At 59.6% G+C, this 20,634-nt stretch carries 19 protein-coding genes and 1 tRNA gene; 11 read left to right on the top strand and 9 right to left on the bottom strand.

Translation table 11 applies throughout. The annotated features are described in order from the left end of the window. Position 1: 1 nt before the first annotated feature. The 3 genes from yaaA to ACO07T_RS04050 all read right to left on the bottom strand — a co-directional run bounded on the left by yaaA (position 2) and on the right by ACO07T_RS04050 (position 3,213). A complete protein-coding gene (yaaA, locus tag ACO07T_RS04040; protein ID WP_422048363.1) occupies positions 2-778 on the bottom strand; it encodes a peroxide stress protein YaaA in 777 nt (258 codons plus the stop codon). Between the two features lie 29 nt (positions 779-807). After that, positions 808-2,847 (bottom strand): DNA helicase RecQ, encoded by a 2,040-nt coding sequence (gene recQ, locus ACO07T_RS04045; RefSeq protein WP_422048364.1) that lies wholly within the window; start codon positions 2,845-2,847, stop codon positions 808-810. Between the two features lie 81 nt (positions 2,848-2,928). Then, a complete protein-coding gene (locus ACO07T_RS04050; RefSeq protein WP_209057751.1) occupies positions 2,929-3,213 on the bottom strand; it encodes a YggT family protein in 285 nt (94 codons plus the stop codon). 126 nt (positions 3,214-3,339) lie between these two features. On the opposite strand from ACO07T_RS04050, the gene ACO07T_RS04055 reads away from it, so the two are divergent. The 6 genes from ACO07T_RS04055 to arfB all read left to right on the top strand — a co-directional run bounded on the left by ACO07T_RS04055 (position 3,340) and on the right by arfB (position 8,595). Next, complete coding sequence (locus ACO07T_RS04055; RefSeq protein WP_209057753.1) at positions 3,340-3,876, top strand: acyl-CoA thioesterase; 537 nt, start codon at positions 3,340-3,342, stop codon at positions 3,874-3,876. A 55-nt stretch (positions 3,877-3,931) separates the two neighbouring features. Beyond that, positions 3,932-5,290: an MFS transporter gene (locus ACO07T_RS04060; protein WP_422048365.1), complete on the top strand. Its 1,359-nt coding sequence runs from the start codon at positions 3,932-3,934 to the stop codon at positions 5,288-5,290. Between the two features lie 86 nt (positions 5,291-5,376). Then, on the top strand, positions 5,377-6,192 hold the full coding sequence (gene mepA, locus ACO07T_RS04065; RefSeq protein WP_422048601.1) for a penicillin-insensitive murein endopeptidase: 816 nt from the start codon (positions 5,377-5,379) through the stop codon (positions 6,190-6,192). Then, entirely contained in the window at positions 6,165-7,070 is a 906-nt protein-coding gene (locus ACO07T_RS04070) for an esterase-like activity of phytase family protein (RefSeq protein ID WP_422048367.1), read from the top strand. The genes mepA and ACO07T_RS04070 overlap by 28 nt, the downstream gene beginning before the upstream one ends. Before the next feature lie 96 nt (positions 7,071-7,166). Continuing rightward, positions 7,167-7,802, top strand: coding sequence for a queuosine precursor transporter (locus ACO07T_RS04075; RefSeq protein WP_209075978.1), 636 nt, complete (start codon positions 7,167-7,169; stop codon positions 7,800-7,802). A gap of 370 nt (positions 7,803-8,172) precedes the next feature. Next, entirely contained in the window at positions 8,173-8,595 is a 423-nt protein-coding gene (gene arfB / locus ACO07T_RS04080) for an alternative ribosome rescue aminoacyl-tRNA hydrolase ArfB (RefSeq protein ID WP_209084919.1), read from the top strand. 24 nt (positions 8,596-8,619) lie between these two features. On the opposite strand, the gene ACO07T_RS04085 is transcribed toward arfB, so the two are convergent. Then, the gene (locus ACO07T_RS04085) at positions 8,620-9,615 is read right to left on the bottom strand and encodes an ATP-grasp fold amidoligase family protein (RefSeq protein ID WP_422048368.1); all 996 of its coding nucleotides are present in this window, start codon (positions 9,613-9,615) and stop codon (positions 8,620-8,622) included. 205 nt (positions 9,616-9,820) lie between these two features. Between ACO07T_RS04085 and ACO07T_RS04090 the strand changes: the two genes are divergently transcribed. Next, positions 9,821-11,086: an aspartate aminotransferase family protein gene (locus ACO07T_RS04090; RefSeq protein WP_422048369.1), complete on the top strand. Its 1,266-nt coding sequence runs from the start codon at positions 9,821-9,823 to the stop codon at positions 11,084-11,086. Then, positions 11,083-12,042 (top strand): phosphotransferase enzyme family protein, encoded by a 960-nt coding sequence (locus ACO07T_RS04095; protein WP_422048370.1) that lies wholly within the window; start codon positions 11,083-11,085, stop codon positions 12,040-12,042. Before ACO07T_RS04090 ends, ACO07T_RS04095 begins: the two co-directional genes overlap by 4 nt. A gap of 15 nt (positions 12,043-12,057) precedes the next feature. Here the strand turns inward: ACO07T_RS04095 and pncB are convergent, their stop codons facing one another. The 4 genes from pncB to ACO07T_RS04115 form a co-directional block, all read right to left on the bottom strand. Further along, on the bottom strand, positions 12,058-13,350 hold the full coding sequence (pncB, locus tag ACO07T_RS04100) for a nicotinate phosphoribosyltransferase (protein WP_422048371.1): 1,293 nt from the start codon (positions 13,348-13,350) through the stop codon (positions 12,058-12,060). A 150-nt stretch (positions 13,351-13,500) separates the two neighbouring features. Then, positions 13,501-15,738 carry an ATP-binding protein gene (locus tag ACO07T_RS04105; RefSeq protein WP_422048372.1) on the bottom strand — a complete coding sequence of 746 codons (2,238 nt, stop codon included), beginning with the start codon at positions 15,736-15,738 and terminating at the stop codon, positions 13,501-13,503. A 68-nt stretch (positions 15,739-15,806) separates the two neighbouring features. Further along, complete coding sequence (gene pncA, locus ACO07T_RS04110; protein WP_422048373.1) at positions 15,807-16,403, bottom strand: bifunctional nicotinamidase/pyrazinamidase; 597 nt, start codon at positions 16,401-16,403, stop codon at positions 15,807-15,809. A 127-nt stretch (positions 16,404-16,530) separates the two neighbouring features. Further along, a complete protein-coding gene (locus tag ACO07T_RS04115) occupies positions 16,531-17,394 on the bottom strand; it encodes an N-formylglutamate amidohydrolase (protein WP_422048374.1) in 864 nt (287 codons plus the stop codon). A gap of 147 nt (positions 17,395-17,541) precedes the next feature. On the opposite strand from ACO07T_RS04115, the gene ACO07T_RS04120 reads away from it, so the two are divergent. The 3 genes from ACO07T_RS04120 (at position 17,542) to ACO07T_RS04130 (ending at position 19,437) form a co-directional block, all read left to right on the top strand. Next, a tRNA-Val gene (locus ACO07T_RS04120) sits at positions 17,542-17,616 on the top strand. Positions 17,617-17,692: 76 nt separating this feature from the next. Next, positions 17,693-17,818, top strand: a complete 126-nt coding sequence (ykgO, locus tag ACO07T_RS04125; RefSeq protein ID WP_008562923.1) for a type B 50S ribosomal protein L36 — start codon at positions 17,693-17,695, stop codon at positions 17,816-17,818. 308 nt (positions 17,819-18,126) lie between these two features. Continuing rightward, on the top strand, positions 18,127-19,437 hold the full coding sequence (locus tag ACO07T_RS04130; RefSeq protein WP_422048375.1) for an FAD-dependent oxidoreductase: 1,311 nt from the start codon (positions 18,127-18,129) through the stop codon (positions 19,435-19,437). A gap of 190 nt (positions 19,438-19,627) precedes the next feature. Here ACO07T_RS04130 and ACO07T_RS04135 read toward each other — a convergent pair whose 3' ends face one another. After that, positions 19,628-20,536, bottom strand: a complete 909-nt coding sequence (locus ACO07T_RS04135; RefSeq protein WP_422048376.1) for a phosphotransferase — start codon at positions 20,534-20,536, stop codon at positions 19,628-19,630. Positions 20,537-20,634 lie beyond the last annotated feature (98 nt).

A 20,634-nucleotide genomic window follows, 5' to 3' on the forward strand; every position in this document is an offset into this window, starting at 1 on the left:
ATCAGCCCGCTTCGGGGTAGTCGCGCAGAAAGACCCAGCGGTCACCTTCGGACATATCTTCCTGGAAGCGATACCCACCGTAGTCGAAACCTTTGAGGCCTTCGGGGTCCTGAATGCGGTTGTGGATCATGAAACGCGCCATGGAGCCACGGGCCTTTTTGGCAAAGAAAGAGACGATTTTGGCTTTGCCGTCACGCTCTTCCATGAAGACCGGAGTGATCACGCGCATCTTGAGGGCTTTCAGATCCACCGCCCCGAAATACTCTTGGCTGGCGCAGTTGATGAGCGTGTCGGTGTTCATGGCCTCTGCCTGCGCGCGCAGCGCCTTTGCCGGCCCGGTTCGCCAGTAATCATAAAGCGATGACCCGCGGCGGGTCTTCAGGCGGCTGCCCATTTCAAGGCGATAGGGCTGGATCGCATCGAGCGGGCGTAACACACCGTAAAGACCGGACAGAATGCGCAGATGGTCCTGCGCCCAGGCCATTTCATCCTGTTCCAGACTGCCAGCGTCCAAACCCACATAAGTGTCACCGGCAAAGGCATGCACAGCGGGGCGCGTCATCTCTGCGTCCGGCTCGGCTTCAAACGCTTTGAAGCGATCGCGGTTCAGACGCGCCAGATCATCGCTCAGATCCATCAGCTTGCGCAAATCACCCAAAGTCAGATTGCGCGCTGTCTTGGCCAGACGCACCGCATCTTCCTGAAAGTCAGGCGCGGTGGTGGGCCCTTCGACAGCATCCCAATTCAGGCGTTTGGCCGGTGAAATTACAACAAGCATGCGGCAGCTCCATCTGATTTAGAATCTATCTAATCTGCCTGATGCAGAACGTCCAGAAAGGCGGCACCAAAACGATCTGCACGGCGATCTCCGAGCAGGCGTTCCATGTCTTGCGAGGTGCGCGGCTTCAGGCTGGCGACCTTGGCCAGCAAGGAGGCAGAGCAGCTCATCGGCTTGTCGATGCCGTTTGGCCCTCGCATCAGACGCGACTGTGCCTCCAGCAGCTGGTCATAGAGGTCTGCATCCTGACGCCCTGCGATTTTGCGGCGGCTGGGGTGCATCTGTTCGGCTTCGCCGTTGATGACCTCCAAGAACGCATCGCCATAGTTTGCAAGCTTTTTGGCCCCCACACCGCTGATCCGCGCCATATCGTCCAGATCCCCGGGCCGCGCTTCGGCCATTTCGGCCAAGGTGCGGTCATTGAAGATCACATAGGCCGGCACTTTGGCGGCTTCGGCCAGGGCGCGCCGCTTGGCTTTGAGCGCAGACATCAGCGGCGCGTTTTCTTCGCTGACCAGAGTTTTGGCCGCCGGTTTGCGGGAGGTCACGCGGATGGTATCGCGGCGCAACTCCACAGTTTCTTCGTCGCGCAGGACCGGACGGGCGCGATCCGTCATCGTCAGAGCCCCGTGGCGCTCCGGGTTGGGGCGCACCAGATCATGCCCCATCATCTGGCGAAACACAGCTTGCCACTGGCGTTTGTCAAACTCGCCGCCCACCCCAAAGGTCGGCAGCGCATCATGGCCGCGCTCACGCACCTTGTCGGTTTCATTGCCAAGCAAGATGTCGATCAGATGCCCTGTGCCAAACCATTCCCCCGTGCGCAGAATGGCGGAGAGCGCCTTGCGCACGGCGACGGTCCCATCAAAGACCTCAGGCGGCGTGTCGCAGAGATCACATTTGCCGCAGGTGACCTCATCTTCGCCAAAATATTTCAGAAGCTGTTCGCGACGGCACTTAAGCGCTTCGGCCAGCCCCAGCAGCGCGTTGAGCCGCGCATGATCAGCTGCGCGGCGCTCTGGCGGGGCAAGGCCCTCGTCGATCTGCGCGCGGCGCAGGCGGATGTCATCAGGGCCAAAGAGCGTAAATGTCTCTGCCGGTGCGCCGTCCCGCCCGGCGCGACCGATCTCCTGATAGTACGCCTCAATGGATTTTGGCAGGTCAGCGTGGGCCACCCAGCGGATGTCCGGTTTGTCCACACCCATCCCGAACGCCACCGTGGCCACCACGATCAGCCCGTCTTCGCGCTGAAAGGTCGCCTCGGTTTCACGCCGCTCCTGCGGATCCATACCGCCGTGATAAAACAGCGCCTGATGCCCGTCTTCGCGCAAGGCCTTGGCAAGGCTCTCGGTTTTTGCGCGTGTGCCGCAATAGACAATGCCGGACTGCCCTTTGCGCGCAGCCGCGAATTGCAGGATCTGACGGCGCGGATTGTCCTTGGCGGCAAAGGCCAGATGCAGGTTTGGGCGGTCAAAGCCATGCAGGAAAACCTGCGGTGTGCGCCCTGCAAACAGCCGCTCGATGATTTCATCGCGGGTTTCAGCATCGGCAGTGGCGGTGAAGGCGGCAATAGGGACATTCAGCGCCTGCTGAAGCTCTCCGATGCGCAGATAATCCGGGCGGAAATCATGGCCCCATTGGCTGACGCAGTGGGCTTCATCCACGGCAATCAGACTGACGCCAATCTGGCGCAACATGCCCAGCGCGGCACCGGATGCAAGCCGTTCGGGCGCAATATAAAGCAGCTTCAGCCGCCCCGCCTCAATCGCATCCCAAACCTGTGCGGTCTCCTCATCGGTGTTGCCAGAGGTCAGTGCCCCGGCCTCTACACCGGTTTCCCGCAAGGCCCGCACCTGATCGCGCATCAAGGCGATCAGCGGGGAGATGACAACGGTCACCCCCTCGCGCAAAAGCGCAGGCAATTGAAAACACAGAGATTTGCCACCGCCTGTCGGCATGATGGCCAGGACGTCTTCGCCTTGGGCCACGGCGCTGACGATCTCTTCCTGCCCGGGGCGGAATGCGTCAAAGCCGAAAACATCACTGAGAACGGTGCTGGCAGCCCGCATTGTTCACCTTGTTTATCTGGGCAATCTGCTCTGCGCAGTTGTCCCACAGTGCCCAAGCAGGCTCAAGCCCGAAGCGTGCGTTTAGCCCAGAAGGATAGACGGCAGGATGTAATCACGCAGCGAGATGATGATCACGAAGACCACCAGCGGCGCAAGATCCAGCGGGCGCGTGTCAGGCAGCACCCGGCGCACCGGCTCATAGATCGGCTCCAGCAAACGGTTCAGACCGGTCCAGATTTGCGCCACGATCGGCTGACGCAGGTTCAAGACCTGAAAATTGATCAGCCAGCTCATGATGATATGCGCCAACATAAAGAAGAAGGCGATGTCCAGGATCAGTCTCAGCGGACCGTAAATTGCCATCATGGAGGGCTCCTTTGCTGCGATTGGCCCACAGTTAAGCACCAAGCGCAAAAAGCACAAGACTGACGCGAGGAAGTCGGTTGACGAACCGTTTAAAGCAGCCTTGAAGGGCGTGCAAAGGAGAGCCCCATGTACCCTGTCATGCGCATGATCAAAGAGTTGGTCAAATACCGCAACGCCACGCCTCTGCCGCTGACCGGCACACATGTGTCCGAGCACCGCTGCTGGCCCTCTGACATTGATCTGTGGATGGAGCTCAACAACGGCCGCACCCTGACGCTGTTTGATCTGGGGCGCATTCCGCTGGCGAGCCGCATTGGCTTGGTCCCTGTCCTGCGCAAAAACAAATGGAGCATGACGATGGCCGGGGCCACGGTACGCTATCGCCGGCGTATCCGGACTTTTGAGAAAATCGAAATGCGCAGCCGGACGGCCTATTGGGACGAACGCTTTGTCTACATTGAGCAATCCATGTGGAAGCAGAACGGCGAATGCGCCAACCATGCGCTCTATCGTGCGGCGATCACCAACCGCCAAGGCATTGTGCCACCGGCAGAGGTGATGGAGGCTCTGGGCCGTGACGAAAGCTCCCCACCAGCCCCGGAATGGATCAAAGCCTGGATTGATGCCGAAGCAACACGGCCCTGGCCGCCCATGCAGGAATAACTTGCTATGGTTGATCCTTCCTGTCTAATTGAAGCTAAAGTCCGGGGGGATGCGGATGAACAAGACGGCAACAAAAAAGCGCATCTGGGGTTGGTTCTTTTTTGATTGGGCAAGCCAGCCTTACAACACCCTTCTGATCACATTTATCTTTGCGCCCTACATCAAAGACCTGATTGGCGACGGTGCAGAGGCGCAGGCCGCCTGGGGATTTGGGATCGCTGCGGCCGGTGTGATCATCGCCGTGCTTGCCCCTGTGCTGGGCGCCTTGTCTGACAGCTCTGGCAACCGACTGCGCTGGATATGGCTGTTCTCGGTGATGTATGTGGTTGGCGCCTTTGGCCTTTGGTGGGCCGCGCCGGACAACTTCAATCTGCTGTGGACCCTGACCCTCTTTGCCATAGGCATGATCGGGATGGAGTTCGCCACGATTTTCACCAACTCGATGCTGCCGGATCTGGGCAGCAAAGAGGAGATCGGACGTATCTCCGGCAACGGTTGGGCCTTTGGCTATCTCGGCGGATTGGTCGGGCTGGTGGTCATGCTCACACTGTTTGCCGAAAACGCGGAAACCGGCAAAACGCTGATCGGGAAAGATCCGCTCTTCGGGCTGGATGCAGAGCAGCGTGAAGGCACACGGTTTGTCGGCCCGCTTACCGCGATCTGGTATGCGGTCTTCATGATCCCCTTCTTCCTGTGGGTGCGTGATCCGCGCCCCACCAAAGCGCCCAAAGGCGCTGTGGGCAAAGCGCTCACCGATGTCTGGGGAACAATCCGCAACCTGCCGCAAACCCCTTCTTTGTTTGCCTATCTCGGCAGCTCCATGTTCTACCGTGACGCGCTGAACGGCATGTATACCTTCGGCGGCATCTATGCGGCAGGCGTGCTGCAGTGGTCTGTGGTCGATGTGGGTATCTTTGGCATTCTGGCGATCATCGCAGGCGCAGTCTTTGCTTGGCTTGGCGGCAAGGCTGACACGAAATTTGGCCCAAAGCCGGTGATCAATATCTGCATTCTGCTGCTCTGCGGAGTGGCGATTTCCATCATCTTTGTGTCCCGTGAAAGCGTCTTTGGGATGGCGGTCGGACCGGAGTCCAATCTGCCGGATTACACCTTCTATGTGTTTGGCGCGATCATTGGTGCGGCGGGTGGCGTGATCCAGTCCGCAAGCCGCACAATGATGGTGCGTCAATCCATTCCGGGGCGCACCGCTGAGTCCTTTGGGCTCTACGCGCTGGCAGGCAAGGCCACCTCCTTCATTGCCCCATTTCTCATCGGTGTGATGACCACATTGTCAGACAGTCAACAGATTGGCGTGACCCCGCTGATCGCGCTTTTCTTGGTGGGGCTGATCCTGCTACGCTGGGTTGACCCAGAGGGAGATCGCGCACAATGGGGCCACGCCTCTTCATCCTGATTGCCCTGCTTGGCTTGGCCGCCTGTCAGGACGACACACCAAAATCTTCGGTGGTGCTCTCCACCCAGCAGGAGGTGCCCGTCGCCATGCAGGGGGTTGCCGCCAAACAGCTTTTTGGCGCGAAACCCGAAGGCTCAAAGCAAATCAGCACGCCTTATGGCAGCTACGCCAAAGGCTGCCTTGCCGGCGGTGCCGAGCTGGCGGAGACCGGGCCGACCTGGCAAGCGATGCGGCTTTCGCGGAACCGCAACTGGGGCCATCCGGAAACCATTTCCTATATTCAGGATCTCTCTGCAAAGGCGGCGCGACAGCCGGGCTGGCAGGGGCTTTATATCGGAGACATAAGCCAGCCGCGCGGTGGGCCGATGCTCACCGGACACCGTAGCCACCAGCTTGGGCTGGACGTCGATATCTGGATGCGCCCAGCAAACTCCCTTTCGCTAAGTGCTTCTGAACGGGAGAATATTTCGTCGATCTCCATGCGGCGCGACAATGGGGCCTATGTCAACAGCAGCTGGACAAAACAGCATCATGAGATCCTGAAAGCGGCCGCGAGTGATCCCCGTGTGGCGCGTATCTTTGTCTTCCCCGGTGCCAAAGTGCAGATGTGTGAAGACGAAAAAGGCGACCGGGCCTGGCTGCGCAAGATACGCCCGTGGTGGGGACACCACTATCATTTTCACGTCAGACTGAATTGCCCGGATGGGGCCACGGGCTGTGTCAATCAGGATCCGCCCCCCGCCGGGGATGGCTGCGCGGATGCCAAGAAATGGGTGCAGGATATTCTGTTCCCACCACCGCCTCCGCCACCGGACCCCAATGCGCCCAAGCCGAAACCTCGCCGTGACCTTCAAATGACAGATCTGCCCCGCCAATGCGTCACCGTCTTGCAATCGCCATAACCGCCTGTCTCGCCGTCTCCGGCGGGCTGGCGCTTTGGGCGGAAGCCTCTAACCCCAAATCTGGCACCGCAGAGCATCTGTCCACCTATCGGTGGCAGATCCAGGCGGGCTGGTTTGGCGGGTTTTCCGGTCTGGAGATTTCAGAGGATGGCACGCAGATGATCACCATCTCCGACCGCGGCCAGATTGTCAGCGCCGACATCGCCCGCGAGAATGGCGCGATTGTGAGCCTGTCCAATGTCAGACACGATAAGGTTCTCAACAAAAAGGGAAAATTCTCCCCGCACACCAATCAAAGGGACAGCGAAGGGCTGGCCCGCCTGAAGAACGGTGCGCTGGTGGTGTCCTTTGAAGGGGTGCATCGGGTTGAAGCCTTCACTGCCCCAAGCACGCCGCCCAAGTCCTTTCCCACAGAAGCCTGGTTTGAGGACATGGAAGAGAACGCGGGCTTTGAAGCACTTGCGGTCGATCCCGCGGGGCGACTGGTGGTGATGCCCGAAGATGCGCTGGAGAATGACAGGCTGATCCAAGCCTATGTGCTGCAGGGCAAACGGTGGCGCGCGGCGTTTACCCTGAGACGGGATAAACAGTTTCAACCGGTTGGCGCGGATTTTGGCCCGGATGGGCGGTTTTATCTGCTGGAGCGGGGCTTTAACGGCTTTGGGTTTCGCACCCGTGTGCGCAGTTTTCACGTCGACAAAACCGGCGCCACTGACGAAAAGATATTGTTTCGCAATGGTATAGGCGGTCACGACAACCTCGAAGGCCTGTCGGTCTGGCGCGATGCTGAGGGGCGTATCAGGCTCACGATGATCTCTGACGACAATTTCCGGCTGATCCAGCGCACAGAGCTCGTGGAATATGTGCTTCCTCAATAAAACTTGATCTATCCGCCCCTTAACGGTAGGTGCCTGTCGTCCCGCGATGCGCGTGGGGCCAAGTCGCCGCTACCTTGTCAAAACGGGCTTAAGCTTATGAACAAGACCTATCTTCCTGGCATTCTTGCCATGGCCGCCATTGTGGTGGCCTCCAACATCCTCGTGCAGTTCCTTTACGGGCAATGGCTGACATGGGGTGCTTTCACATATCCTCTCGCTTTCCTTGTCACCGATGTGATGAACCGGGTGTACGGTGTCGCCGCTGCGCGCCGCGTGGTTCTGGCCGGTTTCATCGTCGGCGTGATCTGCTCCTTCATCGGCACCAAAATCATGCTGGAAGGCGATGGTTTCACCTATCCGGCTGTGACACTGCGCATTGCCATCGGATCCGGTCTGGCCTTCCTGACCGCGCAACTGCTTGATGTTGCTATCTTTGATCGTCTGCGTGGCGGTGCCTGGTGGCGTGCGCCGCTGGCCTCCACCCTGATCGGCTCTTCACTGGATACAGCGATTTTCTTCACCGTTGCCTTCAGCGGCGCACTCACCTTTGTTGAACCCGGCAACGACGTCAGCTGGGCCGGTGAAATGCTGCCTCTGCTGGGTGTCGGCCCAATCGCACCGCTGTGGGTGAGCCTTGGTTTTGCCGATTGGATGGTCAAACTTTCGCTTGCTTTGCTCGCACTTGTGCCATTCCGCATCATCGTGGGGTCTTTGACAGCACGCACCACATGATTTTGTTTGACATATCTCCAACCTATGGCAGGCTGGAGATACGCGAAACAATCTGAAAGGAGGTGCCCATTGTCTAGAGAAGCTATGGAGAACGGAGTCGGAACAGTTTGGAAGGAGTGCAGCTGAGGCAGCCCTTGGCTGACATAATGTCCGAATTGGTGTGGACCTAACCGGCGCACCTCCAATCATCTCGAAGGGCTGTTTCCAACGCGGGAAACAGCCCTTTTTGTTTCTGCATTAACCTATTTTATGGGCAAAAATCACACGTCGGTATCGCGTCGGTATCCCCACTGTATTGCGTCGGTGGAATTTTTGGGCGCATAGAAAACCGCATGTCTTAACCCATCGGTCGCGCAACACGGGGAGCGCCATGCTGAGAATCAGCGATGAGATCACAATTGAGGATTGGGAGCTGACCGAACAGTTCATGCGCGCCAGCGGGCCGGGCGGGCAGAATGTGAACAAGGTGGCGACCGCCGTGGAGCTGCGCTTTGAGGCGGCACGCTCTCCCGGGCTGACCGCGCCGATCAAGGCGCGACTGAAACGGCTGGCGGGCCGGCGCTGGACCAAAGACGGCGCGCTGGTCATTCAATGTGACGAAACCCGCAGCCAGGCTCGCAACCGAGAGATCGCGCGTGAGCGACTGGCAGAGTTGATCCGCAAGGCGCTGGTTGCTCCCAAACGTCGGATCAAGACCAAGCCGACCTACGGCAGCCAACAGCGGCGACTGAAGGCCAAGAAAGAGCGCGGCGAGGTCAAATCCATGCGCGGCAAGGTACGTGGCGAGGATTAAATACCGCCGCAGCTTAGAGCGATCTTAGCTTTCACCGCTTCCAAACAAGCCGCCTTGCCACGCGCGACCCATGATGGCGTCAAGCTCGGATGAGCGCGGCAAACGCTGGCCACCAATGGGCGCGAGTGTGATCTCTCCGAGATAGAGACGGTCTTCCATCAGATAAAAATCGATCCGCGCATATTCGAACTTGCGCGCCATGCTCTCTGCCACAGTGACCGCGGTTTCAAACATCGGAGGCTTGTCGATGGGCGCCCCGGTGCGAAAGAAAAGCTCTTCGTTGATGAAGTTGAAATCGCGATCAAAAATCAATTGCCGATGGGCCCCGCTGCGGTCCAGATCGAGCTGCACCGCCACCACACGCCCGCCGCCGGTGTGAAACTTCCAATCGCTCAACGACTCGGAGGGATCGGGCGCATAGTCCGGTTCGATCAGGTTTTGTGGACGGATCAACCCATACCACCATTCGCCGGCACGCTCTCCATGGGCAAGGGTCAACCAGCCTTCGGAGTATTTCTCCAGCTTGGCGCGCTTTTCTTCAGAAATCGGCCACTGGAAACTGAGATTGGTGCCCGAGCCGCAATTGGATTTTGCAAAATACCGCCCCTCCGGCAAATCAAGCGACTGCAGAAGCTCCAGCGTGATGGGCTCATGCCCGACCCAGACAGGCGGGATGGTCTGCGCAACCTCGGAAAACTCTTCAGGAATGAACGCCCCGCAGCCCAGCTTGTCTGCGGGAGAGGGCATGGGGATCGGGGCAAAGAACTTGCTGAGCACCAGCTTCTCGTAAAACGTGCTGGGCGCTTCATAATTGGGCAGTTCCCCGCGCGAGGTAAACATGATCTGAGCCGCACGGGACAGTTTTTGCTGCACCGTGGAGGTTGGCAGAACGTCGATCCCTCTTAGGGTGCCCGCAGGAGCCGGGCGGGCCGCGCCAAACAGATTTTCCGCAAAAGCTTTGGCGATAAAACTGCGCGTCAGCCTGCGTGACTTGCGTTTGATGTGGTTAGCTACTGCCATCGGGCTCAATTTCATTGTTATTTGCCAGAAAGATACAGGCTGCCAAGGCGTAAGCAAGCGCCGCTTGCCGATGCACGGGATTGTGCGTGGCAGCACCTCTTGGGAGCTCCGGAATTGGAGGGAAAAAATGACCTCTCATCCACACTTAAAACTGGTTCCCCCTTTTGAAATTGCGCTTTAGGGTCGCGCCAAACAGGAGAGCGACATGACCACTATTTATGAGCGCCGCGCGCGGCTGTTGGGGCCGCATATGACCACCTTTTACAAAGAGCCGGTGCATGTGGCGCGCGGCGAGGGTGTCTATCTCTGGGACACCGACGGACGGCAGTATCTGGATTGCTACAACAACGTGCCGCATGTGGGCCATTGCCACCCAAGGGTGGTGGAGGCGATTGCCTCACAGGCGGCGGTGCTGAACACCCACACACGCTATGTGCATGACGGCATTGTAGAATATGGCGAAGCGCTGACCGCCAAGTTTGACCATGATCTGGACAGTATGGTGATGGTCTGTTCCGGCTCTGAAGCCAATGATGTGGCGCTGCGTATGGCGCAGGCGATGACCGGCAAGACCGGGGTGATCACCACCGACAACACCTACCACGGCAATACCGCCGCTGTCAGCCAGCTCAACACCTCCAAAGTGCCGATTGGTGGCTTTCAGGAGCATGTGCAGCGCGCCCCGGCACCGGACAATATGATGCCGCCCGGCGGCACCCGTGAAGGACAGGCGGCGGCCTTTGCCGAAGGGGTGAAACAGGCGATTGCCACATTGGAAGAGAACGGCCACGGTGTGTCGGCGCTGATTGTCTGCCCCTACTTTGCCAACGAAGGCTTCCCGACGTTGGAAGCAGGTTTTCTGGATGAGGCCATCGCGCTGGTGCGCGCGGCGGGGGGGATCATCATTGCCGATGAAGTCCAGCCGGGCTTTGGCCGGATTGGCAGCCATTGGTGGGGCCATCAGAAGCTGAATTTTGCGCCTGACATCGTGACGCTGGGCAAACCGATGGGCAACGGCCATCCGGTGGCGGCGGTGATCACGCGGCCGGAGATCCTGACCTGTTTTCAGGAAGGCTTCAAATATTTCAACACCTTTGGCGGCAACCCCGTGAGCGCGGCGGCGGCCATGGCGGTGCTGAATGTGATTGAGGATGAACAACTGGTGGAGAACGCCAAAGAGGTGGGTGCCTATGCGCTCGGCCTGCTGGACGAGCTGCAAAAGCGCCATGATGTGATTGCCGATGTGCGCGGCTCGGGGCTGTTTTTCGGGGCCGAGCTTTGGCGGGACGGCAAACCTGCGACTGCGCTCTGTGATGCGGTGGTGGAAGAGATGCGCCACACTGGCGTGCTGCTGCACACCGAGGGGCGGTTTGACAACACGCTGAAGATCCGCCCGCCCTGTGTGTTCACCAAGGAGAACGCCGATCAGCTGGCGGAGGTGATGGATGCAGCGCTGGAGAAAGTGGCATGACCGAAGCAGAGGCACTGAAGGCGGCACAGGACGCGCTGAAGGCTTGGGGGGTGACGGCGACGCCGCGGCTGATCAAGAACCGGGAGAACATCGTGCTGGAAGCCGAGGGGCCAGAGGGGCAGCGCGCGGCTTTGCGCCTGCATCGGCCCGGCTATCAGAGCGATGATGCGATCCGCTCGGAACTCTGGTGGTCTGAGGCGCTGGTGGCGGCGGGCATGACCGTGCCGCAGCCGATCCGCACATTGGCCGGTGAGGTGCTGGCGACAGGTGGCGCGCGGGTGGCCTCGCTGGTGACTTGGCTTGACGGCGAGCCGCTGGGCGAAGGCGGTGTGCCGCTGGCGATGCCCCCTGCCGAGCAGGAAGCCCTGCATGAAGCGCTGGGGGCAGAATTGGCGCGGCTGCATATGGTCAGCGACGACATGACCCGTCCGGAGGCCTTTGAGCGCGCGACAATGGATCTCGAGGCGCTGTTGGGGCCGGATCCGGCCTGGGGGCGGTATTGGGAGAACCCAAGCCTGACGGAAGCGGAATCTGAAGAGCTGCGCGAGACCGGCGCAGAGCTGCGTGAGGTGATTGCCAAGCACGCCGAACAGGGTGGGGATTTTGGCCTGATCCATGCGGATGCGCTGCGGGAGAATGTGCTGCAGCAGGGCGATCAGGTGCGGCTGATTGATTTTGACGACGGTGTGTTTGGTTTTCGCATGTATGAGCTGGGTGTGCAGATGTCGCAGAACTGGGATCAACCCAACCGCGAGGAGCTGGGCGCGGCGCTGTTGCGGGGCTATGCCACTGTGCGGGCGCTGCCGGAGCGGGCAGAAGAGCTGCTTGAAGCCTTCACACTGATGCGCGGGCTGGCCAGCTGTGGCTGGACCAACGGGCGCTATGCGGATGATGATCCGGCGGTGCGGGGCTATGCAGAACGCGCGCTGGAGATGGCACGGCGGTGGCGGGGCTGAGCGCCCCCTGCCCTGTTACACAATCACGTCCATCTTATCCTGTTCGCCAACACTGAAGACGCGTTTGTAGCGGTCGATTTCGGCCTGTGGCCCCATCGCTTTGTTGGGGTTGTCAGAGAGTTTAACCGTGGGGCGGCCGTCTGCCTTGATGGCTTTGCAGACCAGTGAGAAAGGCGCGAGGCCGTCATCCGGGGTGAGGCCGCGGAAGTCGTTGGTGAGCAGGGTGCCCCAGCCAAAGGACACGCGCGCGCGGCCGGCAAACTGGTTGTGCAGCTCGACAATCTTGTCGGTGTCCAGACCATCGGAGAAGATGATGAGCTTCTTGGTGGGGTCTTCGCCACGCTCGTTCCACCAGCGGATCGCGGTTTCCGCGCCGGAAGCCGGATCGCCGCTGTCGATGCGGATGCCGGTCCAGCCTGCAAGCCAATCGGGCGCACGTTTCAGGAAACCTTCGGTGCCATAGGTGTCTGGCAGGATGATGCGCAGGTTGCCGTCGTGCTCCTCATGCCAGTCTTCCAGCACCTGATAAGGCGCATGGGCCAGCTCTGCATCGGAGTTGGCCAGCGCGGAGAAGACCATGGGCATTTCATGGGCGTTGGTGCCAATGGCCTCCAGATCGCGTTTCATGGCGATCAGGCAGTTGGAGGTGCCGATGAATTTGTCGCCCAGCCCCTCGCCCATGGCCTGCACGCACCAATCCTGCCAGAGGTAGGAGTGGCGGCGGCGGGTGCCAAAATCTGCAATGCGCAGATCAGGCAGCGTGCGCAGCTGTTCGATCTTTTCCCAGAGCTTGGTCATGGCGCGGGCATAAAGAACCTGCACCTCAAATTTGCGCATGTCATTCAGCACGGCACGTCCACGCAGCTCCATCAGCACCGCAAGGGCGGGGATTTCCCAGAGCATGACCTCATGCCATTTGCCCTCAAAGGTCAGCTCATATTGGCCGTCACGCTTCTCCAGATGGTAATCCGGCAGGCGCATGTTCTCAAACCACTCCATGAAATCGGGGCGGAACATCTGGCGTTTGCCGTAAAAGGTGTTGCCGCGCAGGAAGGTGCTTTCCCCGCGGGAGAGCGACAGCGACTGGATGTGATCGAGCTGTTCGCGCAGCTCTCCTTCGTCGATGAGGTCGGCAAGCCGCACTTTGGAGGAGCGGTTGATCAGGCTGAAGGTGACATGGGCATCAGGGCGATTGCGGAAAATCGACTGACACATCAGCAACTTGTAAAAGTCGTTGTCGATCAGAGACCGCACAATCGGGTCGATCTTCCATTTGTGGTTCCAGACGCGCGTAGCGATATCGACCATCTTTGCCGGCCCTCAAGTTCATATAGTGTGCTGTTGATACCGAGAATTGCGGGGCGCTCCAAGCCCATAAGCGTTTGAGGCTTGGGGCGCGGCGCTGCGGGGGAACACTGGGGGGAACACTGGGCAATCCTTGCGCGGTCCCTGCCGGAGTTAGGCGTCCAGCGGTTCGGACGCGCGGGCCTGCAGGATGTTGGAGAGCGTCTCCATCAGTTCGGCGCGGCGCAGAGGTTTGCTCAGGAAGTCATCCATCCCCGCCTCGAGACAGGCCGCGCGGTCGCTGTTGTAAGCGTTGGCGGTGATGGCCACGATCTTGGGCTGTGTGATGCTGAGGCGGCGGATTTCGCGGGTGGCATCAAGGCCATCCATCACCGGCATGGACATGTCCATAAGCACGATATCGGGCTCCTCGGAGATGACGGTCACCACCGCATCAGAGCCGTTCTCCGCCACATAGAGGCGCAGGGGCAGGTCTTTCAGCATCTTCTTGATCAGCAGCTGATTGGTGCGGTTGTCCTCTGCCAGAACAACCTTCACCCCTTCAAACAGGCTCTTATCAAGCGCTGCTTTGGCCGGATCCTGCGGGAGTTCGGGCGCGCGCGCCGAAGCGATGGCCACGTTGATGGTGAAACACGAACCGACGCCCAAGGTGCTGGTGGCGGTCACATCCCCGCCCATCATGCGCGCGAGTTGTCGGGAAATCGCCAGGCCCAGACCGGTGCCGCCAAACTGGCGGGTGGTGTCCTGATTGGCCTGTTCAAACTGTTCAAACACATGGGGAAGCCGGTTGACCGGGATGCCAATGCCAGTGTCAGACACCCGAATGATCAAGCCACAGCCGCCTTCATTTTGCGCCACTTCGACACTGACACTGCCAAATTCGGTGAATTTGATGGCGTTGCCGATCACGTTCAGCAAGATCTGCCGCAGGCGCCCGTGATCGCCCCACATGAATTGGCGCAGGCCGTCCTGTATCTGCACATTGAGCTCAAGGTTCTTGGCGTCGGCCTGCGGCTGCATCAGGTGCATCACGTCTTGAATGAGCGCCTTCAGATCAAAGCGGGACGGGTTGATCGCCATGCTGCCGCTTTGCAATTTTGAATAGTCGAGGATGTCGTTGATGATTGTCAGCAGCGCCTCAGACGAGTGGCGGATGGTCTGCACATAGAGCGCCTGTTCCGGCTCCAGATTTGCGTCCGTCAGCAGATCCGCCATGCCAATGATGCCATTCATCGGCGTGCGGATTTCGTGGCTCATATTGGCGAGGAAGATGGTTTTGGCCTGCTCCCCGATTTCTGCGGCGCGTTTGGCCTCTGCCAGCTCTCGCTCATTCTGTTTTTGCTGCGTGATGTCACGCTCGATGGAAACGCAGATTTCCAGCTCGCCGTTTTCGTCAAACACCGGCGCCACATTGCTTTCCACCCAATAGGCCTCACCGGATTTGGTGTAGTTCACATTGACTCTGCGGGTGGTGCGCCCCGCGTTGATGCTCTCGCACAGATAGATCTCTGACTCAGCATCAGAGGCCGGGCCATAGAGGAATTCCGATGGCCGCCGCCCCAGCACCTCTTCCAAAGCATAGCCGGAGCGTTTGGTGAAAGCAGGGTTGGCCCAGAGGATGCAGGCGTCTTTGTCCAGCATCAGAACCCCTTCAGCGGCGTTTTCCGGAATAGAGCTAAGGCGCCGTGTTTCACGCTGTTGCGCCAGCAAAGAGGCGTTGGCCTTGGCAAGCGCCAGCGCCTGTTCGATCTGCTGGCGTTTTTGATGCAAATCGCCAAACCGGACCTTGGTGACGTAGTTCACGAAAGGCAGCATCGCATAGGCCACCAGCAGCGTGGCGCTCAGGTTGATGAGAAGCTGTATCCCGCCCTGTCTTTGCCAATAAATATCGACTGCAAACAACAGAAGAACGGCCCCCCCGAATATACAGAGGCGCACGATGGAGGCGGCTTTATGGTGCGTTAGAGCCATGATCGCGTTTATGGAGGCAGCGATGAAATAGCTCAGACAAAGCAACAGCCCCACTTCGCCAGGCAGGGATATCCACATCAGGGACACAAATGCCGCGAGGCCTGCCGCCTGCGCCATGGCGCTGAGAGTGGAGAGGCGTTCGATGCGCTGGATCGACACACCGGCGTCCATACGCGCCTTGATGTTGCGCAAAACCAGCAGGTCGAGGACATCCCCGACAAGGGCCACCGCAAGCGCCATGAGACCCATCGGCAGGGACACAGCCACCATAATCAGCCCTGCGCCAAGGACCTCGACCACCATCCGGCTGGTCGCGTAGCGGCGTCGGCCGCGCGCATAGCGCTCCAATCTACCAGACCGCGTATTTCGCCGGTCAAAAGCTGCGAGCGCCTGCCTCAGTTCCAATATACCCGCTGACATACGCTTACTCCCAAAGGCAACGTATAATGCGTGGCGGCAAAAGGTTAATAATTTTCAAATCGTTAATTCTATATGCGATGCACACCAATAGATTGTAGTGTATGCCACGCGGCGGCCAAAGATCCATCTAAATCAATGCCGCGACAAAGTGCCTCTTCCACCGTGACTTCAAAGCCCAATCGCGCGGCATCCTGTGCCGAAAAATTCACACAGAAATCCGTGGCCAGCCCCACGAGTGTCAGCGCAGTGATCCCGCGGGTGCGCAGGTAGCCTTCAAGCCCGGTTGGGGTGGTCTGATCGTTTTCAAAGAAGGCGGAATAGCTGTCGATGGCCGGGTTCATGCCTTTGCGGATGATCAGATCGGCCCGATCCACATCCAGCCCGTCATGAAATGCCGCGCCTGCGCTGCCCTGCACGCAGTGATCCGGCCACAGCACCTGCGGGCCATAGGGCATCTCGATCAGATCATAAGGCGCTTTGCCTGCGTGGCTGCTGGCAAAGGAGGAATGGCCTGCGGGATGCCAATCCTGTGTCAGCACCACCGTGTCAAAGGCGGCCATCCGTGCGTTGATGCCTGCGACGATCATGTCACCTTCGGGCACCGCCAATGCGCCGCCGGGGCAAAAGTCGTTCTGGACATCAATCACGATCAGGGCGCTGGACATGGCTCTCTCCTCTTGTGTGCGCGCAATCTGACGAAGCCTGCACGTAAGGTCAATGAAAGCGCGGCGTCAGAGGAGCGCAGCAGGCCACGGAAAGACTGTGTGAAACGCCGGTGGGCAGTTGGCGCGTTTATTCGGCGGCCAGATCCTGCTCCGGTGCCGCGCCGATTTCGGAAATCTCTGCAATGACCCCCCGCAGCCTTGTGCGGAAGCTGTCAAACTCCGGCAGCGGCTCGATCCGCGCCTCATCCATATAGAGCGCGCGGTCGATCTCGACCTGAATGGCGTGCTGGCGGCGGTGCGGGCGGCCGTATTGCTGGGTCACATAGGCGCCGGCAAAAGGCGTGTTGCGTGACACGGTGAAGCCGGCGCGCACAAAGGCGGCCTCGATCCGGTCCACGATCTCCACATCCGCAGCCGCGCCAAAGCGGTCGCCAAGCACGATCTCTGGCGCGTTGCCGCTCCGACGCGCGGCTCCGGCGACGGCCTCATGGGGCATGGAGTGACAATCAATCAGAATCGCTTCGCCAAATTGGTTGTGCGCGGCGGCGAGGAGATTCGTGAGGGCGCGGTGATAGGGCCGCCAGTAGTGTTCCACCCTGTGATCAGCCTCAGCCCGACTCATTTTACCGTGATAAATCGCCCGCCCATTGGCCACCACGCGGGGAATCACCCCAAGACCGGAGGCGACTCGCGGATTGTGACCGACTTTGCGCACCCCCTGAATCAGCGCAGGATCAAGTTCTTCGGCCGCGCGGTTGAGATCCAGCAATGCGCGGGGGGCATTCGCCACCAGAAACGGCGCGCCAAAGCATGGCGCATCCGCAAACAGCTGATCCACAAAGGCATCCTCTGAGGAGCGAATCGTATGCGCGTTGAGCAGGGAACGCCGGATAAACCACTCCGGATAGTCATTGCCGCTGTGAGGAGAGGCAAAAACCACCGATGTCCGGCATGATTCAGGGGCAAAAATGTGATAAGCCTGCGTTTGCATCGTCTCTCCTGTTCCAACAAAGTATAGACGCAAAAATTACTGTGCCAAAAGCCCTTGATCCCCCCCGCGACTCCTTTTATAGAAGCCGCCACCGGCGCGGATTTCCGCGCCCCTTTCATTAGGGGTCAGGACGTATACGTCGGTAAAGGGCGATTAGCTCAGCGGTAGAGCACTTCGTTGACATCGAAGGGGTCACTGGTTCGATCCCAGTATCGCCCACCATGAATTCATCGCCTCTCTGAGGAGAGGTCCCGTAACCCCAGGCGCAATGCAGCGCCGCGAAATGAGGAGAAGACCCATGAAGGTCAAGAACTCGCTCCGCTCGCTCAAGAACCGGCACCGTGATTGCCGCGTTGTGCGCCGCAAGGGCCGCGTTTACGTGATCAACAAGACCCAGCGTCGCTTCAAAGCACGTCAGGGCTAAGTCGCAAGACTTGCATCACAGAGTTGAAGAAGCCGCCTTTTTGGGCGGCTTTTTTGTGTTTGGGGTTTGGGATTCGCTGAAGGGTCAGCAGAAGGGCTCTGCCCTCGTCCCAAGCAAGTTGGGACTTCACCCGGGATATTTGACGAATGAGAAGATATTGGCAGGATGGCGGGCGGCTGCCCTCTGGCAGCGACTGGCGGACAGCCGCGCCACCTATTGTCTGACATTCTGCTTGACTGCGGCGCGCTGTGGGGCGTCTTTTTCCCAAAAGGCGCAGGCGCCGGGTTTTCAAGGGCGGGGAATAGAAATTGGCCAAAGACAGTGTTCAGACCGATGTGCTGGTGATTGGGGGCGGAACAGCGGGCTTCGGAGCTGCGATTGCGGCGGCACGGCAGGGGCTTGCGGTGACGCTTCTGGAGGCAACCCATAAGGTGGGCGGCGTGATGGCCTTTTGCCCCGGCATGCCCTGGGGTGGGGCCTATCCGATGGATCGCATCATTGGCGGGTTGATCGAGGAGCTGACCGACAGACTGGCCGCGATGGATCCGCCTGCTGCGGAAAAACGCGCCTCTACGCTGGAGAATTTCGGGCCTGAGATCATCTATGACCACGATGTGGCCACCCTGACGATGTTTGAGATGCTGGAAGAGGCCGGTGTGCAAATCCGCCTGGGGGCGATGGCCATCGCGCCGGAGATGGCGGGCCACAGCATTTCCGCCGTGCAGTGTTGTGACCGGCACGGGCCGTTCACAGTGAAGCCCAAGATCGTCATTGATTGTTCGGGAGATGGCGACATCTCCGCCAAAGCGGGGGTGCCTTACGCTTTGGGCGATGCCTCAGGCAATATGATGGCGGTGACCATATCGTTTTTCATGATGGGGGTGGACTGGGATCGCGCCTTTGCTGATTCCGATCCCTATTTTCAGGCCTATGCCTCCAAAGGCATTGCCGAGGGGCGCCTGCACGCAGATCTGGCGCAGCTTTACCTGATGCGCGGGTTTCATCCGGGGACGGTATTTTGCAATTCGGTGCATGTGCGGGGCGTGGATGGCACGGATCCCGTGGCCGTGGCCGCTGCGACTCAGGAAGGGCGCAGGCGGTGCCACCAGCTGGCGCGGTTCCTGCAAAGCGAGGTGCCTGGATTTACTGAGGCGCATATGGCGATGCTGTCGCCCACGGTCGGGGTGCGCGAGACCCGCAAGCTGCAAGGGGTTTACCGGCTGACCGGCGCGGATCTGGCCTGCGCCACCAAGTTCGCCGATGGCATTGTGGCCTGTGACAACCCGGTGGATGATGTGATGCGCGCCGAAGGGGAGATGACCCATCACGCCGCGCTTGAGGCCGGGCAGTTTTACACCATCCCGTTTCGCACGCTTTTGCCTGAGCACATCCCCAACCTGATGTTTGCCGGGCGCATTCTGTCAGCGGATCCGGTGGCCTTTGCCTCGGTGCGCGGCATGCCGCAATGCATGGCGATGGGACAGGCCACCGGCACGGCCGCGGCGCTGGCCTTGCGCGCCAATGTGCCGGTGCAGGAGGTGCCCCACGCGCAGCTTGTGCAGATGTTGCAGGAGCAGGGACTCAATCGGCTGGGGACAGCGGAGCTGGCTGCGGAGTGAGAGGGGGAAGCGGGTGGTTTTAGGGGCGCTGCCCCTGCCACCGCAAGCGGCGGCTACCCCGGGATATTTTGGGAATGAGAAGCTTGGACGTCGCTTTGCTTGGTACGCGAGAGGGCTCCGGGCCTTCCATGATCTGGGGTTGTTGAATGGGAAGCAAACCGGCGGTTTCCGACTGTGTTTTTTTGGGCTTTCACACGAGTGGCGGGATACCGTTGGCAGACCAAGAGCGGATCAGCGCTTCTGCTTTGTCGCCAACCACATGTCCGACCGGTCTTGAGGCCAGATCGCTCAGAGCAATCATGTCCAGAACCCGTGCCTGTTTTTGCCAGTCCTCGGTGATCAGAGGGGCGGCATCCTCAAAGGCTTTTACAAAAGAACGCAGGAAACCTTTGGGATATTCAGAGGCAAACCGGCAAAAATTGCCCACATCGGCATATGGGCAGCCTGAATGAGCAAATTCCCAGTCAATGAAAGCTTTGAGCTTCCAGCCCCCGTCAACGCGGTCCACGATGATATTCTTCGGGTTCATATCTGAGTGCACCAAGCGGCTGATCTGGTTCAGGGGGGCCAATATCTCGAAGTTTTGCGTGCACGGCGCCTCCCATCTCTCTATCTCAGAAGAGGTGAAACGCCCTGACTTGCTGAGCCATTCTGCACACATCGGTGCCAGTTGATGCGCTTGCGGAAGGGGTTTGCCAATCGACATATCGCCGTCTGTGAAAAACCCGGGACGGTCGAACTCAACGATCCCAATCGCGGCAACGGATTGGCCAAGCTGGACGGCCAGTGCTTCGCCTTCACCCGCAGCGATGCCAGCGCGTAGCAGCTCTTCCAAGGTCTGGCCTTCGACGAACTCAGAAATCAAAAAACCTGCGCCACCGGCAATGACCTCCGGAACTGGAACAACGGTTCTTGCGCGGTTGAGAATCGCGGCTTCAATGTGGGAGTGGGCGTCTCCGAACCGCAGGACGACGCGCCTGTTGTCTGCACAGGTGACCAGCCAGGTCTCCCGGGAGTGTCCGCCTGAGAGCGCCTGTGCCGAGGTGACCGAGATGCCAATACCAGACATAATGGCCGCTATTCTTGAAAGGTCAGTCATACCTGTTGATGCCCTTTTTCAGGTGCGGTGGGTAGGTGGGGCTGGTGGTTTTTAGGGGCGCTGCCCCTGCCACCGCAAGCGGTGGCTTCCCCGGGATA

The organism is Shimia sp. (assembly GCF_965227725.1).
Taxonomy (GTDB): domain Bacteria; phylum Pseudomonadota; class Alphaproteobacteria; order Rhodobacterales; family Rhodobacteraceae; genus Shimia.